General features: G+C 48.8%; 17 protein-coding genes and 1 pseudogene. 8 read left to right on the forward strand and 10 right to left on the reverse strand.

The features are described from left to right. The first annotated feature begins 59 nt into the window (after positions 1–59). From NTV65_05220 to NTV65_05230, 3 genes are all read left to right on the forward strand, one after another. Entirely contained in the window at positions 60–1244 is a 1185-nt protein-coding gene (locus NTV65_05220) for an ATP-binding protein (protein MCX6114604.1), read from the forward strand. Between the two features lie 709 nt (positions 1245–1953). Further along, positions 1954–2982, forward strand: a complete 1029-nt coding sequence (gene tdh / locus NTV65_05225) for an L-threonine 3-dehydrogenase (protein MCX6114605.1) — start codon at positions 1954–1956, stop codon at positions 2980–2982. Positions 2983–3004: 22 nt separating this feature from the next. Beyond that, positions 3005–4198, forward strand: a complete 1194-nt coding sequence (locus tag NTV65_05230) for a glycine C-acetyltransferase (GenBank protein MCX6114606.1) — start codon at positions 3005–3007, stop codon at positions 4196–4198. Positions 4199–4278: 80 nt separating this feature from the next. On the opposite strand, the gene NTV65_05235 is transcribed toward NTV65_05230, so the two are convergent. The 6 genes from NTV65_05235 to NTV65_05260 all read right to left on the reverse strand — a co-directional run bounded on the left by NTV65_05235 (position 4279) and on the right by NTV65_05260 (position 9708). Next, positions 4279–4959, reverse strand: coding sequence for a queuosine precursor transporter (locus tag NTV65_05235; GenBank protein ID MCX6114607.1), 681 nt, complete (start codon positions 4957–4959; stop codon positions 4279–4281). An 84-nt stretch (positions 4960–5043) separates the two neighbouring features. Continuing rightward, the gene (locus NTV65_05240) at positions 5044–6243 is read right to left on the reverse strand and encodes a hypothetical protein (GenBank protein MCX6114608.1); all 1200 of its coding nucleotides are present in this window, start codon (positions 6241–6243) and stop codon (positions 5044–5046) included. Positions 6244–6319: 76 nt separating this feature from the next. Then, positions 6320–7096, reverse strand: a complete 777-nt coding sequence (locus NTV65_05245; protein ID MCX6114609.1) for an ABC transporter ATP-binding protein — start codon at positions 7094–7096, stop codon at positions 6320–6322. A gap of 2 nt (positions 7097–7098) precedes the next feature. Further along, entirely contained in the window at positions 7099–7794 is a 696-nt protein-coding gene (locus NTV65_05250) for a hypothetical protein (GenBank protein ID MCX6114610.1), read from the reverse strand. Between the two features lie 35 nt (positions 7795–7829). Further along, the gene (locus NTV65_05255; GenBank protein ID MCX6114611.1) at positions 7830–8390 is read right to left on the reverse strand and encodes a hypothetical protein; all 561 of its coding nucleotides are present in this window, start codon (positions 8388–8390) and stop codon (positions 7830–7832) included. Between the two features lie 259 nt (positions 8391–8649). Further along, positions 8650–9708, reverse strand: a complete 1059-nt coding sequence (locus tag NTV65_05260; protein ID MCX6114612.1) for an amidohydrolase family protein — start codon at positions 9706–9708, stop codon at positions 8650–8652. A 190-nt stretch (positions 9709–9898) separates the two neighbouring features. Here NTV65_05260 and NTV65_05265 point away from each other — a divergent pair, with 190 nt between their 5' ends. Genes NTV65_05265 through upp (NTV65_05280) form a run of 4 tightly spaced genes read left to right on the forward strand, consistent with a single transcriptional unit; the run spans position 9899 to position 14563 of the window. After that, complete coding sequence (locus tag NTV65_05265; GenBank protein MCX6114613.1) at positions 9899–11395, forward strand: aldehyde dehydrogenase family protein; 1497 nt, start codon at positions 9899–9901, stop codon at positions 11393–11395. Between the two features lie 20 nt (positions 11396–11415). Further along, positions 11416–12675, forward strand: a complete 1260-nt coding sequence (locus NTV65_05270; protein ID MCX6114614.1) for a GTP cyclohydrolase II — start codon at positions 11416–11418, stop codon at positions 12673–12675. Position 12676: 1 nt separating this feature from the next. After that, entirely contained in the window at positions 12677–13912 is a 1236-nt protein-coding gene (locus NTV65_05275; GenBank protein ID MCX6114615.1) for a URC4/urg3 family protein, read from the forward strand. A gap of 15 nt (positions 13913–13927) precedes the next feature. Next, positions 13928–14563, forward strand: a complete 636-nt coding sequence (upp, locus tag NTV65_05280; protein ID MCX6114616.1) for a uracil phosphoribosyltransferase — start codon at positions 13928–13930, stop codon at positions 14561–14563. Positions 14564–14752: 189 nt separating this feature from the next. On the opposite strand, the gene NTV65_05285 is transcribed toward upp (NTV65_05280), so the two are convergent. Together NTV65_05285 and NTV65_05290 are read right to left on the reverse strand one after the other, a co-directional pair. Then, positions 14753–15154, reverse strand: coding sequence for a type II toxin-antitoxin system death-on-curing family toxin (locus NTV65_05285; GenBank protein ID MCX6114617.1), 402 nt, complete (start codon positions 15152–15154; stop codon positions 14753–14755). Next, the gene (locus NTV65_05290) at positions 15155–15379 is read right to left on the reverse strand and encodes an AbrB/MazE/SpoVT family DNA-binding domain-containing protein (GenBank protein ID MCX6114618.1); all 225 of its coding nucleotides are present in this window, start codon (positions 15377–15379) and stop codon (positions 15155–15157) included. A 97-nt stretch (positions 15380–15476) separates the two neighbouring features. On the opposite strand from NTV65_05290, the pseudogene upp (NTV65_05295) reads away from it, so the two are divergent. Beyond that, positions 15477–15800 (forward strand): annotated as a pseudogene (upp, locus tag NTV65_05295) (uracil phosphoribosyltransferase). A gap of 23 nt (positions 15801–15823) precedes the next feature. Here the strand turns inward: upp (NTV65_05295) and murJ are convergent. Together murJ and NTV65_05305 are read right to left on the reverse strand one after the other, a co-directional pair. Further along, positions 15824–17437, reverse strand: coding sequence for a murein biosynthesis integral membrane protein MurJ (murJ, locus tag NTV65_05300; protein ID MCX6114619.1), 1614 nt, complete (start codon positions 17435–17437; stop codon positions 15824–15826). Positions 17438–17519: 82 nt separating this feature from the next. After that, positions 17520–18671 (reverse strand): 6-phosphofructokinase, encoded by a 1152-nt coding sequence (locus NTV65_05305; protein ID MCX6114620.1) that lies wholly within the window; start codon positions 18669–18671, stop codon positions 17520–17522. Positions 18672–18725 lie beyond the last annotated feature (54 nt).

Raw genomic sequence — 18725 nt, forward strand, 5'->3', positions numbered from 1 at the left:
ATATGAAATCCTTTAAGCCACGTCTTTTAACTACCAAACTCAAACTCGCAAGACGTGTCATGCCAGTAGTTGTAATTACTGGTGCCAGACAAACCGGGAAAACAACTCTTGTACAATCACTCGATCCCAATATTCCATATTTTACGCTAGATGATTTAGGGATTCTAGAACAAGCAGAAAAGTCACCTGAAACGCTTTTAACACAGAGGCCAGTAACGATTGATGAAGTGCAAAGGGCTCCGGCACTACTAACAGCCATCAAAAAGGCAGTTGATAAATCACGCAAGTCAGGGGACTTTCTCTTAACTGGATCAGCTAATCTTCTTCTTATGAAAGGTGTTTCAGAGTCGTTAGCTGGTAGAGCAGTTTACTTTGATCTTCCTCCATTTTGCCCAGTTGAATGGCTAGAAAAAAAAGAGCCTCTAACACCGCTTGATAAACTTTTTGAAGATGATTTTGATAATAGAAAAGATTGGCCGGAAGGGAAGGGGGACTTTCCGAAATGGTTGCTAAGAGGCGGCTTCCCATCTGCAATTGAAATCGACTCTGATGAAGAAAGAGCGATTTGGTTTTCTGCCTATACACAAACTTATCTTGAAAGAGATTTGCGTCAGTTAAGTGCAGTTTCTAGCCTTTCAGACTTTCAACGTCTTATGCGAATAGCCGCTCAAAGGACAGGAAAAATTATCAATCAGGCAGATTTAGCCAGAGACGCGGCTCTAAGTCATCCAACTGCCCATCGCTACCTTAATCTTCTTGAGACTGGTTGTCTGCTTTCAAGGCTTCTTCCTTACGCATCAAATTTAACTACAACGATGGTTAAATCACCTAAGTTACTATGGGCAGATTGTGGGTTAGCGGCCGCACTGGCTGGAATTACCGACAGAGCATCTTTGAAAAGACGTGATGATGTCGGCTTCTGGCTTGAGCAAGCGATTTTCCAAACACTCCAGGTTTGGAGGGCAACAAATCCAGATAAGAGACGTCTTTATTTTTGGCGAGACAAAAACAACAACGAAGTAGATTTTATTTTAGAGCATGATGGGGAGCTCGTAGCGTTAGAGCTTAAAACTGCTGAATCTGTCAGGCCATCAGATGCTAAAGGTCTAGCGGCCTTCAAAGACGCGCTTAAGAAAAAAAAGGTGCTTAAGCGTTCAGTGGTATTGCATGGGGGAGATAACGGTCGTCTTCTTGGAGATGATTTGTTAGCGCTACCTTGGGGCTGGATGATGCCACAGATATGAACTAGAGAGATTGCGGTATGGCATACGAATATGGAGCGGCAGAGTTAAATTGAGCGTTTTTGGCGTGCTATGAAGCGTGTAAGCATCCACAGCGAAGCAGAGTAAGAGTCGAGCCACGGGCTCTTGTGCGATGCCGAAGTTCCAAATTCCCTACCATCCGGGGAACTCGCGCCGCTGCTCGTAAGTACAGAGATTGGCAGCCGACCCGTAGCTCTCGAGTGAGGAGCTCAGAACAAAACGGACTGAGTAGTTAGTTACTGTAGATTTAAAACGAAATAAAGTATGCCGTTGGAATTGCTAACAGCGCAGGAGATAGAGCAAGAAGTAGAGGTAGTATTCTAGCCCCAGAGCTTGTTTCTACCAATTTAGAGCTGGGCAAAAAAAAACTACAGAAGGCGCCCATATTTTTTCGCTATCAGAGTAATAAAAATAAATTGATAGGCCGTAGCTAATCCAAGATAACGAACTTATTATTTTCCATACCATATGCGTAGTGCTCTGTCGTTGATACAAAGATACTCTTTGCCTTGACCCAAGGAAATCATAACACCGGATTTATACTTAGCCATGACAATTGTGGGGACAATTGCTGCAAGAGGATTAAAGCTTCGCAATTAACTATCCGCTTCCTATCCTTAATTAGGGTAGTGTGCTGTGATTTAAAGTCGTTTATAAACTATTTTACTATCTTCTCTTGGGAGTGAAATTAATGAAGGCATTAGTCAAACGAAAACAAGAGCGCGGTCTCTGGTTAGAAGATGTACCGGAACCTCAGTATGGAATTAATGACGTACTGATTAAGGTAGATCGCACAGGTATTTGCGGAACGGATCTTCATATCTACAAGTGGGATGCCTGGGCTCAGCGAACTATTCCGGTACCAATGGTTGTTGGGCATGAATTTGTTGGCGAGATTGTTGAAGTTGGCTCTAACGTAAATGATTTTCGAAAAGGGCAGATAGTTAGTGGTGAAGGTCATGTGGTCTGTGGTCGCTGCCGAAACTGCCTAGCAGGCCGCCGCCATCTTTGTAGTGACACATCGGGCGTCGGTGTAAATAGACCGGGAGCCTTTGCTGAATATGTAGCGATTCCATTTAGCAACGTATGGCAGCATAGAGCTGATATTGATCTAGATGTGGCCTCTATATTTGATCCATTTGGAAATGCAGTTCATACAGCGCTCAGTTTTGATCTGTTAGGAGAAGATGTACTAATTACTGGAGCAGGACCGATTGGACTTATGGCCGTCGCAATTGCAAAACATGCTGGCGCACGTTTTATTGTGATTACAGATATCAACGAGTATAGACTGGATCTAGCCCGAAAAATGGGGGCGACAGTTGCGCTCAATGTCAACGCTGGGACCATCGCAGAGGTGCAAAAACAACTTCGTATGAAGGAAGGGTTTGACGTTGGACTTGAAATGTCAGGCAGTCCCTCCGCATTTAAGAATATGCTTGCTAATATGTGTCATGGAGGAAAAATTGCACTGCTCGGCATTCCCTCTGAAGAAATAGCAATCGACTGGAATTTAGTGGTCTTCAATATGCTCACCATTAAAGGAATTTATGGCCGCGAGATGTATGAGACCTGGTATAAAATGTCAGTCATGTTAGAGAGCGGACTTGAAATTAAGCCAGTTATTACTCATCGCTATCACTATACTGAATTTGAAAAAGGCTTTGAAGTTATGGAGTCGGGTAAATCAGGTAAGGTAATTCTGGATTGGAGCCATTAATAAGCTGTTCTAAGGATTTGTCATGAATGAAAAAACTCGAGCACATTATCTACGGCAGCTTGAAGATATTGAGACCGCGGGCACATTCAAGAGAGAAAGAACAATCGCCACTCCACAACGGGCACATATTAGACTTCACAACGGCTCTGAAGTTTTGAATATGTGCGCAAATAATTATCTAGGTCTTGCCGAACACCCCGAAGTAATTAAAGCAGCCCATCAAGCGCTTGATCGCTGGGGATATGGATTAGCGTCGGTACGTTTCATTTGTGGAACGCAGGAACTACATCTGCAATTAGAGGCTAAGCTCAGTGCATTTTTAGGGACTGAAGAGACTATTCTTTACGGCTCTTGTTTTGACGCAAATAGCGGTTTGTTTGAAACAATTCTTGCTGCTGAAGACGCAGTTATTTCTGATGAACTTAATCACGCCAGCATTATAGACGGTATCCGCTTGTGCAAGGCAAATCGATATCGTTACCGCAATAATGATATGGAAGATCTGTCGGCAAAGCTTGAAGAAGCTAGGGCTGCCGGTTCTCGAACTATACTAATTGCTACCGATGGAGTTTTCTCGATGGATGGATACATCGCTAATCTTCCGGCAATCTGTGACCTCGCGGAAAAGTTCGGTGCATTGGTTATGGTTGACGATTCGCATGCGGTAGGATTCATGGGTAAAACTGGGCGTGGAACGCATGAACACCATGGAGTTATGGGGCGCATCGATATAATTAGCGGAACCCTTGGAAAAGCATTAGGAGGAGCAAGCGGCGGATATACCAGTGGCCGTAAAGAGATTATCTCACTCCTAAGGCAGAGATCTCGGCCATACCTTTTCTCAAATACACTAGCTCCATCGATTGCCGGAGCATCGATCCGCGTACTAGAATTGTTGGCTGAATCGACGGCTTTGCGTGACAAACTCGAAAGTAATACAGCGTTGTTTCGAAAGGAGATGACTAAACGCGGGTTTAGTATTTTGCCAGGTACTCATCCAATCGCACCACTTATGATAGGAGACGCTGGACAAGCAACTCGATTTGCCGATGCAATGCTCCAAAAAGGGGTCTATGTTATCGGCTTCTCATTTCCGGTTGTGCCTCTTGGCAAAGCGCGAATTCGTACCCAGTTATCGGCTGCGCACTCTCACGAAGATATCCTGTTCGGGATTGAGGCATTTGAATCAGTCAGGAAAGATATCGATTTACGGTAAGAGAACAAAACTTTTCAAGATAGGATGCCACCTCGCTGACTGTATCTATCGATAGTAGTTATGTTCTCTGATAGTAGCGATTAACTTTCCAGCGAGAAGGGTGTAAAGTTAGTATCACTATCGTAATAGTCCTCTTTCTCGACCCTCTTGAGAAATTTAACGATCTGATAAGTAATTGGTGTATTAACAACCTCCCAGAGAACCTTAAGTGTATAATTAGTCAACATAACTTTGAGGATTAACGAGTTATCCCAAATTCCATAGAATGCGATTGGATAGAAGATCATCGAATCAATCATTTCTCCAATAATTGTTGAACCAATAGTACGAAGCCATAGGAACCTTCCCTTGGTAAAAACTTTCATACGCGCGAGCACATATGAGTTGCAGAATTCGCCACAACAGAATGCAACCAATGAGGCTCCAGCAATTCGCGGAGTAGCACCAAATATAGCTTCAATGGCTGACTGGTTCTGGTATCCAATTGCGGGTGGAAGCGCGACAATAAACCAAGCCATGAGAGAGGCAAAGGCAAGTCCGCCAAATCCCGCCCAAACTACTCTGCGTGCCCTCGCATACCCGTAGACCTCTGTAAGAATGTCTCCAAATACATAGCTAATCGGGAAAAATAGAATGCCGCCAGTGAAAGTAAATCCCCAGATGGTTGTCACTTTCGAAGCCCCTATCACGCTGGAACAGACTAGCACTGTGACAAATGTGGCCATTATCAGATCGTAGTAGCGGTAGTTGCGACGTTCCATGAAGATTACGATAGCAGACAAACGCTACTTTAATCACTGCATTAATAAGTAATAATCTGGAAATAGCGTATCTACCAAAACAAGCTAGGTTGGATTCTCTATAAAGCGGGCTCGGTAGCGCTTAAATAGTGAGCTTCTATTTGCCGGACCGTTGGCCTCGTCGTGAAATCCGAGTAGGGTTGGTTTTAGACAGCTTGACCAGCGGTCTTTATCGTATCCCCCCTCAAGCACACCGACGTGTCGGGCTGCTGGAAAAGCAATCCGAACTCCTCTAATCATTGTATAGAATGAGCTCGGCAGATTACCTAGTCCACCCAGTGGATCTCCGAGAGCGGAGTCGAGACCAACGGACCATAGTATAACATCAGGTTGAAACTCCCGTAGCTTTGGTAGTGCATCGGTTAGGAACCGTTCAAGGATCGTTTCTGGGTTTTGAACCCCCTCAAATTCAAGCGAAACGATATTAGGCGCGCTCGTTATCTGATGCGCAGTAAGGTGTTGCTCAACGTCCTCGTGGGTATATGGATACTCCTTTGTTCCTTTAGAGAAACGATCGAGAGCTTCGTTATATACCCCATCGGTATAGCGCTTACGGTTATGATCATATGGCGAGCGGTAGAGCAGATCGATAAAGAGGGTATCGGGCTCACCTGCTAAAACTGAGGCTGTTCCGTTACCACGGTGGTGATCGATGTCAATTACAGCGACCCGGTTGTTTCTATTAGAGTTTAATTGTACCGAGTGATCTCTTGCGTACAGAGCTGCAAGAGCGGCATTCGATAGGTAGCAAAATCCCATCGCCTGTCCCCGCTCTGCATGGTGGCCGGGGGGCCAGACTAGGGCAAAGGCGGTGTCTTCAGGGCGTAACATAGCGGCGTCGATAGCGCTGTAGCTTGCCCCGACTGCTTTTAACGCCGCCGAGAATGTACCCGCACTTATAGCGGCCTCAAGTCCGAGATGCACGAAGGCTGGGGAATTCGGTAACGACTTGTCTTGAGCCTGTTGCGAAGCGCTCTCTAGCGCCACTAGATATTCTGCGGAGTGAGCCTTTAATAGAGCTGCAATCTCAGCTGTTCGTTCCGACCTAATAATCGGCATGAAATCTTGCGGGGCAATCAGCCCCTGCAGCTCCTGGGCAGCGTGTAGACAGCCCCGAGCCTTGCCTGGATAGTCATAAAATACGGCAGGATCGTTTAGATCGGGGGTGCCGAGGTGACGGGGCTCCCCTGGCGGTAGAATCGCGTCATCAAAAGAGGAGGCGTTGGTTATTATTGAGAGCGTCATAGCGTGCAATCCAGAACTAAATTATACCTCATTCGTTAGGGGAAGTTAAAGCTTTTAAGAGCGCCTAATCGAGCAGTTACGATCGAACGCTCTCTTTCAGGCCCTCTTCTAAGCGGATCTTGCGCAGATGTGCGCGCATGGCGTCGGTTAGAGAGATCTGAGAGTCAGGTATGTTCTGATCGGCTAATGTTTGACAGACATGCAGGACTGAGCCAGCGCAAGCAATCCTGCCGTGTTGAAGTACGATAACTACGTCTGAGATACGTTCTATAACATCCATGCGATGAGAGGAGATTAGAAAAGCACGCTGAGTTTTCTCCTCCTCTACTATCTCCATAAGGTCGTTTGTACGTTGCACATCGAGTCCATCAAAGGGTTCATCGAAGAGAAAGATCTCTGGGTCGCTCATGAATCCAAGAGCTGTCTGTACCCGTCTGCGTTGCCCCTTTGAGAGCTCCCGCCCCTTCTTAAGAAGGAGTTCAGGTAACCCCAGCCTTTCGACGTAACGAGAGCCCTCTTTTCGATAATAGCTACCGTTATTGTGCTTAATTCGACACCATAGCTCTAGGTAACGCTCGACCTTTATATCTGCGAATACAGCGCCGTTTTCTGGGCAGAACGCCATATGTTGATCTGCGCGTAGAAGCTCTCCGCGCCCGTTTGTGATTGAGATCTTTCCGGTAGCGGGCTCAAGAAGCCCGAGCAGGGTTTTAATTAGGGTGGATTTTCCAGCCCCGTTGTGGCCCAGGAGCGCTATGACGCTGCCTTTTAATGAAAGCTCTTTTATCTCTAGAGCTGGGAGCTCAGAATACCGAACAGAGAGATTGGTGGCAGAAAGTGAGACGAGTGACATAGCTAAACCTCCTCAAGGTGAGCGGCAAACCAACGCGCATTGCGACGAAGGAGCAGTATCATGGTAAGGAGGGCGAGCACTCCGTGCAGCAACATCGGAAAATAGGGGAGATTTGTGACCGGTGCGGCCAGAATCGGAGCCATACCTACAACCGGTATAGCTGACAATATAAGGCGTAGTATTCCGGCGGATTGATAGGGGAGTATGAATGAGAAGCTCCAGGCCACTGCACCTGTCAGAGCTATAACGATCGGAACAAAACGGTAACACACACTAAGTAGTGCGTGCCTGTGTTGCAACTCAGAGATGGAGGCGATTATCGTCGAAACAGCGAGGGTTGAGGAGAGGGCGAAGAGCCAAATAATAAAATCTAGTGGGGTTATATTAGTAGGGGAATCAACGTAGGTGGTGAGGATATCAGATAAGCCGTAATACATGATGGGGATCGATGCCGCAAGAAATGCCCCCACCCTAAAGATAGTGAGTATCCATATTGCAGAATAGAAGCGCTCCTTGCCACAGGCTGCTGCGAGAGGGAGGAGCACATCGTTGCGAGAAAAGTAATCTAGAACTTTGCGATGTGCTCGAAGTGCAAGCCATAATGCTGTCATAACGAGTAATGCAACGTTGAGCGTAATTGGAAGGGTGCTTTTTAGAGCGCTGATTCCGATAGTGTTTGATATCTCTGGTATCGACATCGAGATCTCTCCAAGGATAGAGCGGATATCCTCTACTACTCGCAGCAGCTCAACCCTGCGAGAACCGATCTCATGGTTGTATAGGGCAGCGAGAGAATAGCCAGTCCAAATACGCTGTGTGCGGTAGATTTTGTGAGTCCTGCGCCTGCGGGTTTAATAGTGACATCAGGGCGACACGTTTTGCAAATATGTAGCCGATCGATGTGACCATTAAAGATCCTCTGGTAGGTGCTTGCGTCAAAGTTTTTGGGATCTGAAACCTGTATAGCAACATCGAGCCTGTCTGGGTTACATCCAGCCGGGGGTGCCTCGTCAGAGCTATCCTTATTGTCGCTCCACCTACATACCCGCAGCTCTGGTCGTCGAGCATTGGATCCATAGAGAAGCCACCGTACCGGGCTGTGATCTGTTTGAATCTCCACATTTTTTGCCTGGACGGATGAACTAATCGTCGTCATTCTGACGAGGAGTCCGGTCAAAAGAAGTTGAGAGATTACGATCCCCAAACTCAGGATCAGGGGGAAAAGAAAAAGTGAGCGCCCGAGGTGTGGGATTCTAGCTAGCGCCACAGCGAGACGAAGAGAAGAGGGGGACATTTCAAAAACCTATATAGGTGGTATCTCCACACGCCAAGGGGGCGAACGGAGGGCTTTTAGAGGTTATGCTGGCACTTGCGAGGCAGGGCGCTTAAAAAGAACGGTAACTGGTCACGTAGTTTAATGTCGCGATTCAAGCTATTGAGATTACGGCGAAGTTTACAATTAATTCGATCTGCCGTCCCCTGAAGAGTTAGTACAGAGTATCTACATGTGCGATCGCCGTTAATCTATGCTGACTAGTTACAGCGCTCTTTAATTATTTCAGCAACCGTTGTGCGGCACCCCAGTAGAGGATCTCTAGATCCTCCTCAGGTAGATTAAAGCCCCGCAGTGTCGGCGCATCTAGTGGGGTATAGCGCACTGGGTCTACTAGGTGTAGGTCCGGATCGGCTATCGGAGATTCACCGCAATAGTTTGTCTCTAGCAGGGTGCGCAACACCCAGTAGCGCGATGCATAGAGGTCGTACGCCTCCACAGAGCTAGAAGCTTTGGCGTCCATCTCCCCCGCACTCTGTTCCGCTGTAACGTGGGCATCCGAGGTCACTATATCGGAGCCAAAGAGGATCCTGCCCCTCCAGCGCATAAAAAATGCGCGTATTGTTTCTGGTTCGTGTTTACTAAGCTCCCGCACTATCCATTTAGTGGCGCTGCAATCGAGGTATAGATTATTATGCCGCGCAAGAAGTCTTGAAAGAAATTCAAGGTCCTCAGGATAGCCCCCCATGTGCGCCGCAATCCAGGGAGATTGAAAGCGCTCCAACACCTCCTCAAAAAGTTCGTATTGCTCCAGCTTGGTACCGTAACGCAAGCTATCCCGATACTTCGTACTGAACCATGTATCTGGATCTCCTACGTGTGCCATGCACACCATGCCTAGGTCCTGCGCAGCCTGCATGCCCTCCATTCGGAGTGGAGAGTTTAAGCGTAATGGATTAGAGGCAAACGGCTCACTCGATGCTTCATATATGCGCGGGGCGCTCCAGAACTTCGCAATTTTGGCACCATGATCTTTATAGGACCTGATCCGAGCTGGATAGTCACCACCCATTGCAGAAAGGCGATCTTTATTTGAAAAATCCGGCACGGCGATAAAGTTAATACGATCACCGAGGATCTCTCGTACGGTTGGAATCGATTCTAACATCGTCATCGAGTAGGTTGTTCCGATACCATAGCGCAATGCAACCTCAGAATAGATGCGCGTTGCCGCTGCGCCATGAATGTGTGAGTGCAGATCGATGATTGGAGCACGGTGCTGCTTAAAGCCTGCAGCTAGCGCGTTATAGTCCAGACTTAGTCTGTTTGAGGGCTGCATAGTGTAGATCTCACGGTATAGGTTGTTGCTTAAATGCTAACATCTGGAAACTATGGATGAAATAAAGCATAGAATTGAAATTTGTAGAAGCTTAACTACGAGCTAAACAAACAGCGTATTATAGAGACTAGTGTCTGCGCCAGCGAGCATACTGAATACCTACTATGAGCATCTAACCTATAGAGAAGACATGTCAGAGATTCCAACCACAAAACTAGTTGAATGGCCCACAAAGCCCCTCGTTGCTCGCAACCTAATAGTGGGTGAGTGGTCGCAGGGCAGCGCTACGCCTCGCCAACTTTTCAGCCCCTATAACGGGCAGCTACTCGGCACTCTTCATGTCGCAAGCAGCAAGGATGTTAAGAGCGCTGTGCAGGGGGCCTCAAGCGCATCTCAGCAGTGGCGCAGTGTGCCCATTAAGGAGAGGAGTGTTACCTTGCTGCGCTTTAGGGAGTTGCTCCAACGAGATCTAGAGCAGCTAGCGCACAGTGCTGCGCGCGAAGCGGGTAAGCTCGTTAGTGAGGGGCGTGCAGAGGTTCTTAAAGCGATAGAGGTACTCGATTTTGCACTCAGCTTGCAGAATAGCGACGTAGGTAGCGCAATTGAGGTGAGCCGTGGAGTAACGTGCGAGTATCGTCGAGAGCCAATTGGAGTAACCGTTGGTATTACTCCCTTTAATTTCCCCGTAATGGTCCCGATGTGGATGATTACGATCGCACTAGCGCTCGGAAACGCCTTTATCCTCAAGCCCTCGGATAAGGTGCCCTTCACTCCATGCTTATTAGGAGAGCTTATCATTGAGGCAGGATTTCCTAAGGGCATCTTCTCAGTACTACATGGAGGAGCGGAGATAGTAGAGGCTTTAGCGAAACACCCCGATGTTGCCGCACTTGGGTTCGTTGGCTCCTCTGATATTGCACGCACCGTGTATGGATTAGCAACGGCGCACGGCAAGCGAGCGCTCTGTCTTGGCGGCGCAAAGAACCACCTTATAGTTGCTCCTGATGCCGACCCAGCCATTACGCTAGAGGGTGTGGTGGCATCCTTTACCGGCTGCGCCGGACAGCGCTGTATGGCTGCCAGCGTTCTGGTTGTCGTAGGGAAGGTTAATCAGATTATCGAACAGGTTATAGAGCGAGTCGCTGCAATGCAACTCGGTCGTGATATGGGGGCGCTGATCGACCAGACGGCTAATAAAAGATTGCGCGCTGCCATAGAGCGGGCCGTGCAGGAGGGCGCAACCCTTAGGGTGGATGGCAGGTCGTTCTCTGCGCCACTCGGCTATGAGGGGGGCAATTGGCTTGGGCCAACGATCCTTGATAACGCTAAGTCTACTATGGAGAGCGCCTGTGTTGAGCTCTTTGGTCCAGTACTTACAATAGTGCGGGTTGATACCATTGATCAGGCCCTGGAGCTTGAGCACCGTAGCCCATACGGTAACGCTCTTTCGATCTTTACCAGTAACGGCGCGGTAGCCAGATATGTGGCCGATCGGGCTAGCTCCGGCATGATTGGAATTAATGTTGGTGTACCGGTGCCCCGCGAGCCGTTTTCCTTTGGGGGCACAAAGGAATCAAAATTCGGGGCAGGTGATATCACCGGCTGGGGTGGAGTAGATCTGTGGTCTAACAGAAAAAAGATAACAGCGAAGTGGGCACTACAGGCCGATAAAAACTGGATGTCATAACGGCATAACTGAGAAAGGTAATGGATTCAAAAAAGAGAGCAGTCAAGCCGATCGTTTTAACCTCGCATCCATCCAAGCATGCTACGCATAGCTTGCCTATCAGATGGGGCGCGGCTAATTCTATTCAGCGTGGGCCTGTTGTCGGCACATTGACCGATGCAACACATAGGAACTGTATCGGAACGCACTCTGGGGCCTACTCCATTTATCGAGCCGTTGCGGTTGCATCGGGTGCCCTTGATCCGCTTCATATTCCGGATCTTACAAATACAGCACCAACGGTAAAGATTGGACCCTTCGATAGTTGGTACGATCCCGCTCGTATCGTCTCAATGGATCCGTGGGGAGCTAATATAGGCGATTATTTTGAGAGCTATATTAAGCAGGGATATAATATTCAGCCAACGATAGCGGTCACCCACGCGCATATCGCTATGCCAGAGGTTGTTAATGCGGTATTGGCAGGCGAGATCTCAATTGATGGTGAGATAGTGAGTGTGGGTGGTAATTGTCGAGTAACAAAAGCCGCAATTGAGCCTGTTTGGTACCTACCTGCTATCGCAGCGCGCTTCGATATCAGCGAGAGCGATCTGCGTCGCGGACTCTTTGAGCACACAGGTGGCATGTTCCCAGAGCTTATAACTCGCTCCGATCTGCACGTTTTACTTCCACCGATCGGGGGCCAAACCGTATACATCTTCGGAGATCTGGCAACTATCCCCGATCTCTCTAAGGAACTTACGGTTCGTATTCACGATGAGTGTAACGGATCTGATGTATTTGGTTCCGATATCTGCACCTGCCGACCGTACCTGGTGCACGGGATTGAAGAGTGCATAAAAACCGCGCAGCGAGGAGGTTGTGGTTTAATCGTTTATAACCGCAAAGAGGGACGAGCGCTGGGAGAGGTCACAAAGTTTCTGGTTTATAATGCTAGGAAACGCCAGGAGGGGGGAGATCGAGCGGAGATGTACTTTCAACGTACCGAGTGCATTGCAGGGGTTCAGGATATGCGCTTTCAGGAGTTAATGCCCGATGTTTTGCACTGGATGGGGGTCAAGCGGATCGATAGGCTCGTATCGATGAGCGATCTAAAGTACAATGCCATTATTCGCTCAGGGATAGAGGTCATTAAACGCATCTCTATCCCAGATGATCGAATTCCAGAGGACGCGCGAGTTGAGATGGATGCTAAGCGAGCAGCTGGATACTTCTCTGAACAGGCCCCTCCAAGCCAAGAGGAGCTCAGTAAAACACGGGGGCGAAAGCTAGAGGAATAGGATGATCGAAACTAGCTCTATTCCAGACGTTGTTGCCTATCTTAGAAGTGCGCTAGCTATTCGCGAGCGCTGCGGGCAGATCTACGACCTAGCCAGAGCCGATAAACTCGAGCACTTCAAACTCAGAGAGGAGCGGCTTGGTGGTATTGTAACTGCTGTGCGTAGTGAATTAGAGAGAAACTATCCAGAGGGCGATGTGCCGTACCATAGCCGTTGGAGGCACTTCTCAGTTGGAGGTATCGATCGTGAGGTGTTGCTCGATCTCAGACTCGCTCCGTTATCTACGATTGAACGGGCGCGCGCTAAGCTTGAACTGGCGGTAGTGAGTGTGCTCCTTGATGCCGGAGCGGGGGATAGTTGGTCATACCGTGAGCCATCCAGTGGCGTAAATTTCGCACGTTCGGAGGGGCTAGCAGTTGCGTCCTTAGATGGCTTCGTAGCAGGGCTCTTTGGCGCTACCCCATGTACTGTTAGTGGCGAGGCTCTGATAGCGCTAACACCAGAACGGCTGGCGGATCTTTTTCAGGTATCGGAGAGCAATCCATTATTGGGGTTAGCGGGGCGCTGCGCGCTGCTTAATAAGCTAGGGGAGGTTGTGCTCGCTCAACCATCGGCATTCTGTGGAGCTCCTGGGAGAGTGGGGGGAATGCTTGAGGCCATCACGGCGCAGGTATCTAGCGATGGCACCGTTCACGGTGAAGCTCTGCTAACTTTTATACTTAATACCTTTGCTTCAATCTGGCCCGGTCGCATAAGCCTCTCTGGTCATAATTTAGGTGATGTGTGGCGACATAGTAAGGTGCAGGGTGCTGGAGAGAGCGATCACCTAATACCCCTGCATAAACTCTCGCAGTGGCTTACCTATTCGCTTCTAGAGCCGTTGCAGGAGGCGGGGGTGTGCGTAACGCACCTTGATCAACTGACTGGACTGGCAGAGTATCGTAACGGGGGACTCTTTATCGACGGTGGAGTGCTTAAGCTAAAGAATCCTGATGTTTCTGAGCAGAGACATAGCCCTAGCTCTGAACTTATTATTGAGTGGCGTGCCTTAACGGTGGTGCTCCTTGATCAGGTTGCAGCGCGCCTTAGAATAGAGCTAGGGGAGAGTACAGAGGGGCTGCCGTTAGCAAAGGTGCTACAGGGGGGCACATGGAGCGTAGGTCGTAAGTTCGCGGCGGAGAGGCGGCCTAACGCAGCAGCACCCCTAATGATAGAGAGTGATGGTACTGTATTTTAAGAGAGCGAATTACCCATGATCCAAAAAAATGTAACAGTTATTAGCCACCCATTGGTTCAACATAAACTGACCCTGATGCGTATGGAGGATACCTGCTGTGCAGACTTTAGGCGTCTTTTGCGCGAGGTCAGTATGCTTCTAGCGTATGAGGTAACGCGCGATCTTCCTCTTTTAAATATTACAATTAAGACCCCCGTTACTGAGATGCAATCTCCTATTATAGATGGAAAAAAGATTACACTTGTCTCAATCCTACGCGCAGGCAACGGCATCCTGGATGCAATGCTTGAGCTTATTCCATCAGCACGGGTGGGTCATATTGGAATCTACCGCGATCCTGCGACCCTAACCCCCGTTGAATACTACTTTAAGATGCCGCCAGAGATCTCACAGCGTGATGTGGTGGTGGTGGATCCGATGCTGGCTACGGGAAACTCCGCTGCGGCGGCTATCTCGCGGGTCAAGCAACTAACACCGCTCTCGATAAAGTTTGTATGTTTGATCGCCTCACCTGAGGGGTTGGAGCTGCTCCAGAATGAGCATCCAGATGTGCCGATATTTACAGCGGCTATAGATGAAAAACTAAACGAGCACGGCTATATCGTTCCAGGTCTTGGGGATGCTGGTGATCGCATCTATGGGACGAAGTAATAGGGGCTACGCTCTCGAAGATAATCTCCGTATAAGCGCCAAGCTCTCAGAGAGCTCAGGTGATCGTAATATCAGGCACGCTAGGCCATAAGTGATACATCCAGCAGGAATTGCAACAGCGCAGGCGATTAAGGCCGAGCCGCACTGAGCAACGAGCATTTTAAGGAATAGGATCATATCTCCAGCTGATCAAATTCGACTAATTAAATGTTCTGCTATCCACTGAGCAAGCGCTTCTTCCGAAAGAGTTCCATCTGCCAAGCTAAGGAATATGATATATTTTCCCTCTGCCGACGCTTCGAGGCCTTGTTTATTAAGGCGGAGAAAAAGCTCGCACACTACAAACGCGGTGCGCTTATTTCCGTCGATGAAGGGATGATTCTTTGCAATGCCGAAGGCATATGCAGCAGCGAGTTGTGCCAGAGATGGCTTCGGTGACTCGTAACTGTATTTATTTGTGGGCCTCCCTAGCGCCGACTCAAGCATTCCTTGATCGCGAATACCGTCTAGTCCGCCGTGCTCTGAGAGTTGCCTTCGGTGAATAGCGAGGACAGCATCAAGCCGCACCCACGTTGGCTCTTTCGGCGTCATCTATTTAGCGAGTCTCCGCAGCACGTCTCGATTCTCTCGCATTATCTCTTCTGCGATATCAAGCTGCTTTTCAAGCTCCGGATTGTACGGAGAGAGCTCAACGCCATTAGGTGAGTCTGTTACAAAAAGTTCATCACCCTCGCCGCAGCGTAGTTTCTCAAGTAATTCTGCAGGAAGAATTACTCCAAAGGAATTTCCAACTGATCGAATCTTTAATTTAGTCATACGCCCTTTTGTTATAACATCAATTATAACACAAGATATGCCTGGAGAAAGAAGATAATTTACTCGGTTAAAAGAACCAGTTAGCCCCCCTACCTCTATTAAGACCCCCGTTACTGAGATGCAATCTCCGATTATAGATGGAAAAAAGATTACGCTCGTGTCGATCCTACGCGCAGGCAACGGCATCCTGGATGCAATGCTTGAGCTTATTCCATCAGCACGGGTGGGTCATATCGGAATCTACCGCGATCCTGCAACCCTAACCCCCGTTGAATACTACTTTAAAATGCCGCCAGAGATCTCACAGCGCGATGTGGTGGTGGTTGATCCGATGCTGGCTACGGGAAACTCCGCTGCAGCGGCTATCTCGCGGGTCAAGCAACTAACACCGCTCTCGATAAAGTTTGTATGCTTGATCGCATCTATGGGACGAAGTAATAGCGGCTACGCTCTCGAAGATAATCTCCGTATAAGCGCCAAGCTCTCAGAGAGCTCAGGTGATCGTAATATTAGGCACGCTAGGCCATAAGTTATACATCCAGCAGGAATTGCAACAGCGCAGGCGATTAAGGCCGAGCCGCACTGAGCAGTGAGCATTTCAAGGAATATGATCATAATAACTGATGCTACCAGCGCGCGCACGGTCGAGAGTAGAAACACTCTCCAAGGAAACCTACCGATTCGTAACGTAAACATACTGAGCACTAGCAGTAGTGAAGCGCAGGCTGCGATCGAAGATGCTAGCGCAAGTCCACGATGTCCTAGCCCTGTATGCCACGGCAGTACGGTATAGAGCTTCATCTGCAGGAGGGATAAGGTAGTAACGATAGCACCCCCCTGATTCGCAATTGGCCCCATTAGTAAAAGTGAGGCGACAACGCTTACCATGAGCGAAGCAAGTCCGATTAAGGTCGGAGTGATTGTATCTTTGCGCGCAATAAAAGCGCGCACTATCATGGAGTAACAACTCGTGGCCCAAAGCCCCAAAGCGAGGGCCTTAAGGGCGTAACTCGTCATAAGGCTCGATTCGTGCGAAAAAGCGCCCCTTTCAAAGAGGAGCTCTGTTATAGGAAGAGCGAGTACCCAGATGCCGCTCGCCATCGGAATAATGATAAAGCTTGTATACCTAAGGGAATCAGCGAGGCTTCGTCGAAAACGATCTGAATCGGCGTTGGCCGAGGCTGTTGAAAGGGCTGGTAGAAGTACGGATGCTAGCGCCACCGAAAAGATCCCTATCGGAAACTGCGCGATACGATCGGCATAAAAGAGCCACGAGACGCTACCCGATGGCAGTAACGAGGCCAACAACGTAGCGATAAAGATAGTGATCTGATAAACCGAGGCACCAATCGTCGCTGGAATCATCAAGCGCACCACCTCGCCCACATCTCGCCGTATGATATTAAATGAGGGACGTAGCGAAAGACCGGCGCGCAGGCAGCTTGGAATTTGCACTATGATCTGAACGACTCCACCAACCAGCACCGAGTAGGCGAGGATGATAGTGGCCCGTTCAGGCTCAAAGACCATGGCACACAATGCGCCGATAATTAGCACACCGTTCATCGTAACCTGTGCCCAGGCGGAGGCCCCAAAGATATGCAAAGAATTCAGGGCCGCATTAATCATCGCAATTACACTAACGCAGGCGATGTAGGGCAGCATTATCTTGGTCAATGTGATGCAGAGCTGATACTTGCCAGGATCTTCAGAGAAGCCTGGGGCCAGTAGGAGCACAACATCAGGGGCGTAAAGTATGCCAAAGATGCTCAGTAGGATTGTGAGCATAAGGAGGAAGCCAAGCACGCGCCTAAAGGCACTAAAGGCCTCCTGCTTATCTTTGGCAAGGCTTGAGGAGAATACCGGAACAAAGGCTGAGGTGAGCGCGCCCTCTGCCACAAAGCTGCGCAGTAAATTAGGTATGCGAAAGGCCACAAAGAATGCATCGGCATAGAGCGAAGCGCCGAGCAGTCGTGCAATCAGTAGATCGCGCACGAATCCCAGTAGGCGACTGAGCAGAGTAAGTACTGAAACTATAGCTGTACCGCGAAGAAGCACCTATTCTCCTAGCAAATAAGGTCTATGAGCATATATGCCACGAAGTGCACCATTCAGCGAGTGTCATCTAGAGCGAGAGAGCTTATCGAATCATAAAGCTGCGCGCGACCCGATATAGGTCTGATGAGAGGTCAACGCCACGCGATTTAATGATACCATCTGCGCCGGCCATACCCTCAAGTGGGAGAAATCCGAGCTTGTCGAAGTCTCTGGTTACCATGATTCCGCTGTTGCCCCCCAGGATATGTTGAACGGCGCCGTATCCGAGAAACTTAGTATACTCGATATCAAATGAGAGCGGATCGCAGCAGCGCAGCTCATATCCGATGTTCTTTGTGATTATATGCACATCCAGATTGGCTGCCTTGAGCAGATCCCTTAGGTGCGGAAGAATCACATCCCCAAGCTCTACCTGCGAATATCTGATACGCCCCATGTCGTCACGCACCGCTTTCTGTAGCAGCTCGCTTTGGCCAGGGTTAAGGCAATCCAGGATGCCCTCAGCCAGCACGATAACGCCGTAGTTCTTGCCCATTGAAAGACGTTTCCTGATCGTTGAGAATACGATCGCAGCGATATCGGCTGGTGTCGGTGAGAATCCTGTAAACTCCTCAGGGATAAGGGTGGAGGTGGCGCCAGAGGCCAGACCGATACTGAGGGCCAGGAAGCCAGCTTTTCGCCCCATCGTGGTCGCAAGAAACCAACGTCGACAGGTCTTTGCATCTTCACGTAGGGTTTCTACGATCTTAGTTCCAGCGTGCAGCGCGGTTTCAAAGCCAAAACTTGGATATTTGTTAGGAAGGATAAGATCGTTATCAATCGTCTTTGGTACATGCACGATTGAAAGCTCTGGGACCGCCTGTGAGAGCTTTAGGCTTAGATAGGCGGAGCCCTCTCCTCCGATTACGATCAACTTATCTATGTTGTTCTGCTTAAGCCCTGATAGGAACTTATCGAGATGTTCGCGGTCCTTAAGAGGATTAAAACGTGAGGTGCCTAAGATCGATCCACCTTTGTTGTAGATATTACTGACCATATCCGATGAGAGATTGATCACCGCATTCGGCTCCCCCATTGTAATGTCGCGGAATCCGTTAACGAGGCCCTTAACGACGTAGCCCCTATTGTTTGCTTCGATTACGCTCGAGCTGATGACGGAGTTAATGCCCGGCGCGGGGCCACCGCTTACAACTATTCCAAAGCATTTTCGTGTAGAACTACTCTCTGAAGACATGTGAAAGCTCTTAAAAAACAGCAATGGCTAGGCGTTTGCTATGGTTTGCCATGA

This window comes from Pseudomonadota bacterium (assembly GCA_026390555.1).
In the GTDB taxonomy this organism is placed as follows: Bacteria; Bdellovibrionota_C; UBA2361; order UBA2361; family OMII01; genus OMII01.

Coding starts and splice junctions, on each gene's coding strand:
- NTV65_05275 (MCX6114615.1), top strand. CDS start 12,677: ATGATCGAAACTAGCTCTATTCCAGACGTTGTTGCCTATCTTAGAAGT.
- NTV65_05220 (MCX6114604.1), top strand. CDS start 60: ATGCCAGTAGTTGTAATTACTGGTGCCAGACAAACCGGGAAAACAACT.
- NTV65_05285 (MCX6114617.1), bottom strand. CDS start 15,154: ATGACGCCGAAAGAGCCAACGTGGGTGCGGCTTGATGCTGTCCTCGCT.
- tdh (MCX6114605.1), top strand. CDS start 1,954: ATGAAGGCATTAGTCAAACGAAAACAAGAGCGCGGTCTCTGGTTAGAA.
- NTV65_05305 (MCX6114620.1), bottom strand. CDS start 18,671: ATGTCTTCAGAGAGTAGTTCTACACGAAAATGCTTTGGAATAGTTGTA.
- NTV65_05260 (MCX6114612.1), bottom strand. CDS start 9,708: ATGCAGCCCTCAAACAGACTAAGTCTGGACTATAACGCGCTAGCTGCA.
- NTV65_05290 (MCX6114618.1), bottom strand. CDS start 15,379: ATGACTAAATTAAAGATTCGATCAGTTGGAAATTCCTTTGGAGTAATT.
- NTV65_05230 (MCX6114606.1), top strand. CDS start 3,005: ATGAATGAAAAAACTCGAGCACATTATCTACGGCAGCTTGAAGATATT.
- upp (MCX6114616.1), top strand. CDS start 13,928: ATGATCCAAAAAAATGTAACAGTTATTAGCCACCCATTGGTTCAACAT.
- NTV65_05250 (MCX6114610.1), bottom strand. CDS start 7,794: ATGTCGATACCAGAGATATCAAACACTATCGGAATCAGCGCTCTAAAA.
- NTV65_05265 (MCX6114613.1), top strand. CDS start 9,899: ATGTCAGAGATTCCAACCACAAAACTAGTTGAATGGCCCACAAAGCCC.
- NTV65_05255 (MCX6114611.1), bottom strand. CDS start 8,390: ATGTCCCCCTCTTCTCTTCGTCTCGCTGTGGCGCTAGCTAGAATCCCA.
- NTV65_05235 (MCX6114607.1), bottom strand. CDS start 4,959: ATGGAACGTCGCAACTACCGCTACTACGATCTGATAATGGCCACATTT.
- NTV65_05245 (MCX6114609.1), bottom strand. CDS start 7,096: ATGTCACTCGTCTCACTTTCTGCCACCAATCTCTCTGTTCGGTATTCT.
- NTV65_05240 (MCX6114608.1), bottom strand. CDS start 6,243: ATGACGCTCTCAATAATAACCAACGCCTCCTCTTTTGATGACGCGATT.
- NTV65_05270 (MCX6114614.1), top strand. CDS start 11,416: ATGGATTCAAAAAAGAGAGCAGTCAAGCCGATCGTTTTAACCTCGCAT.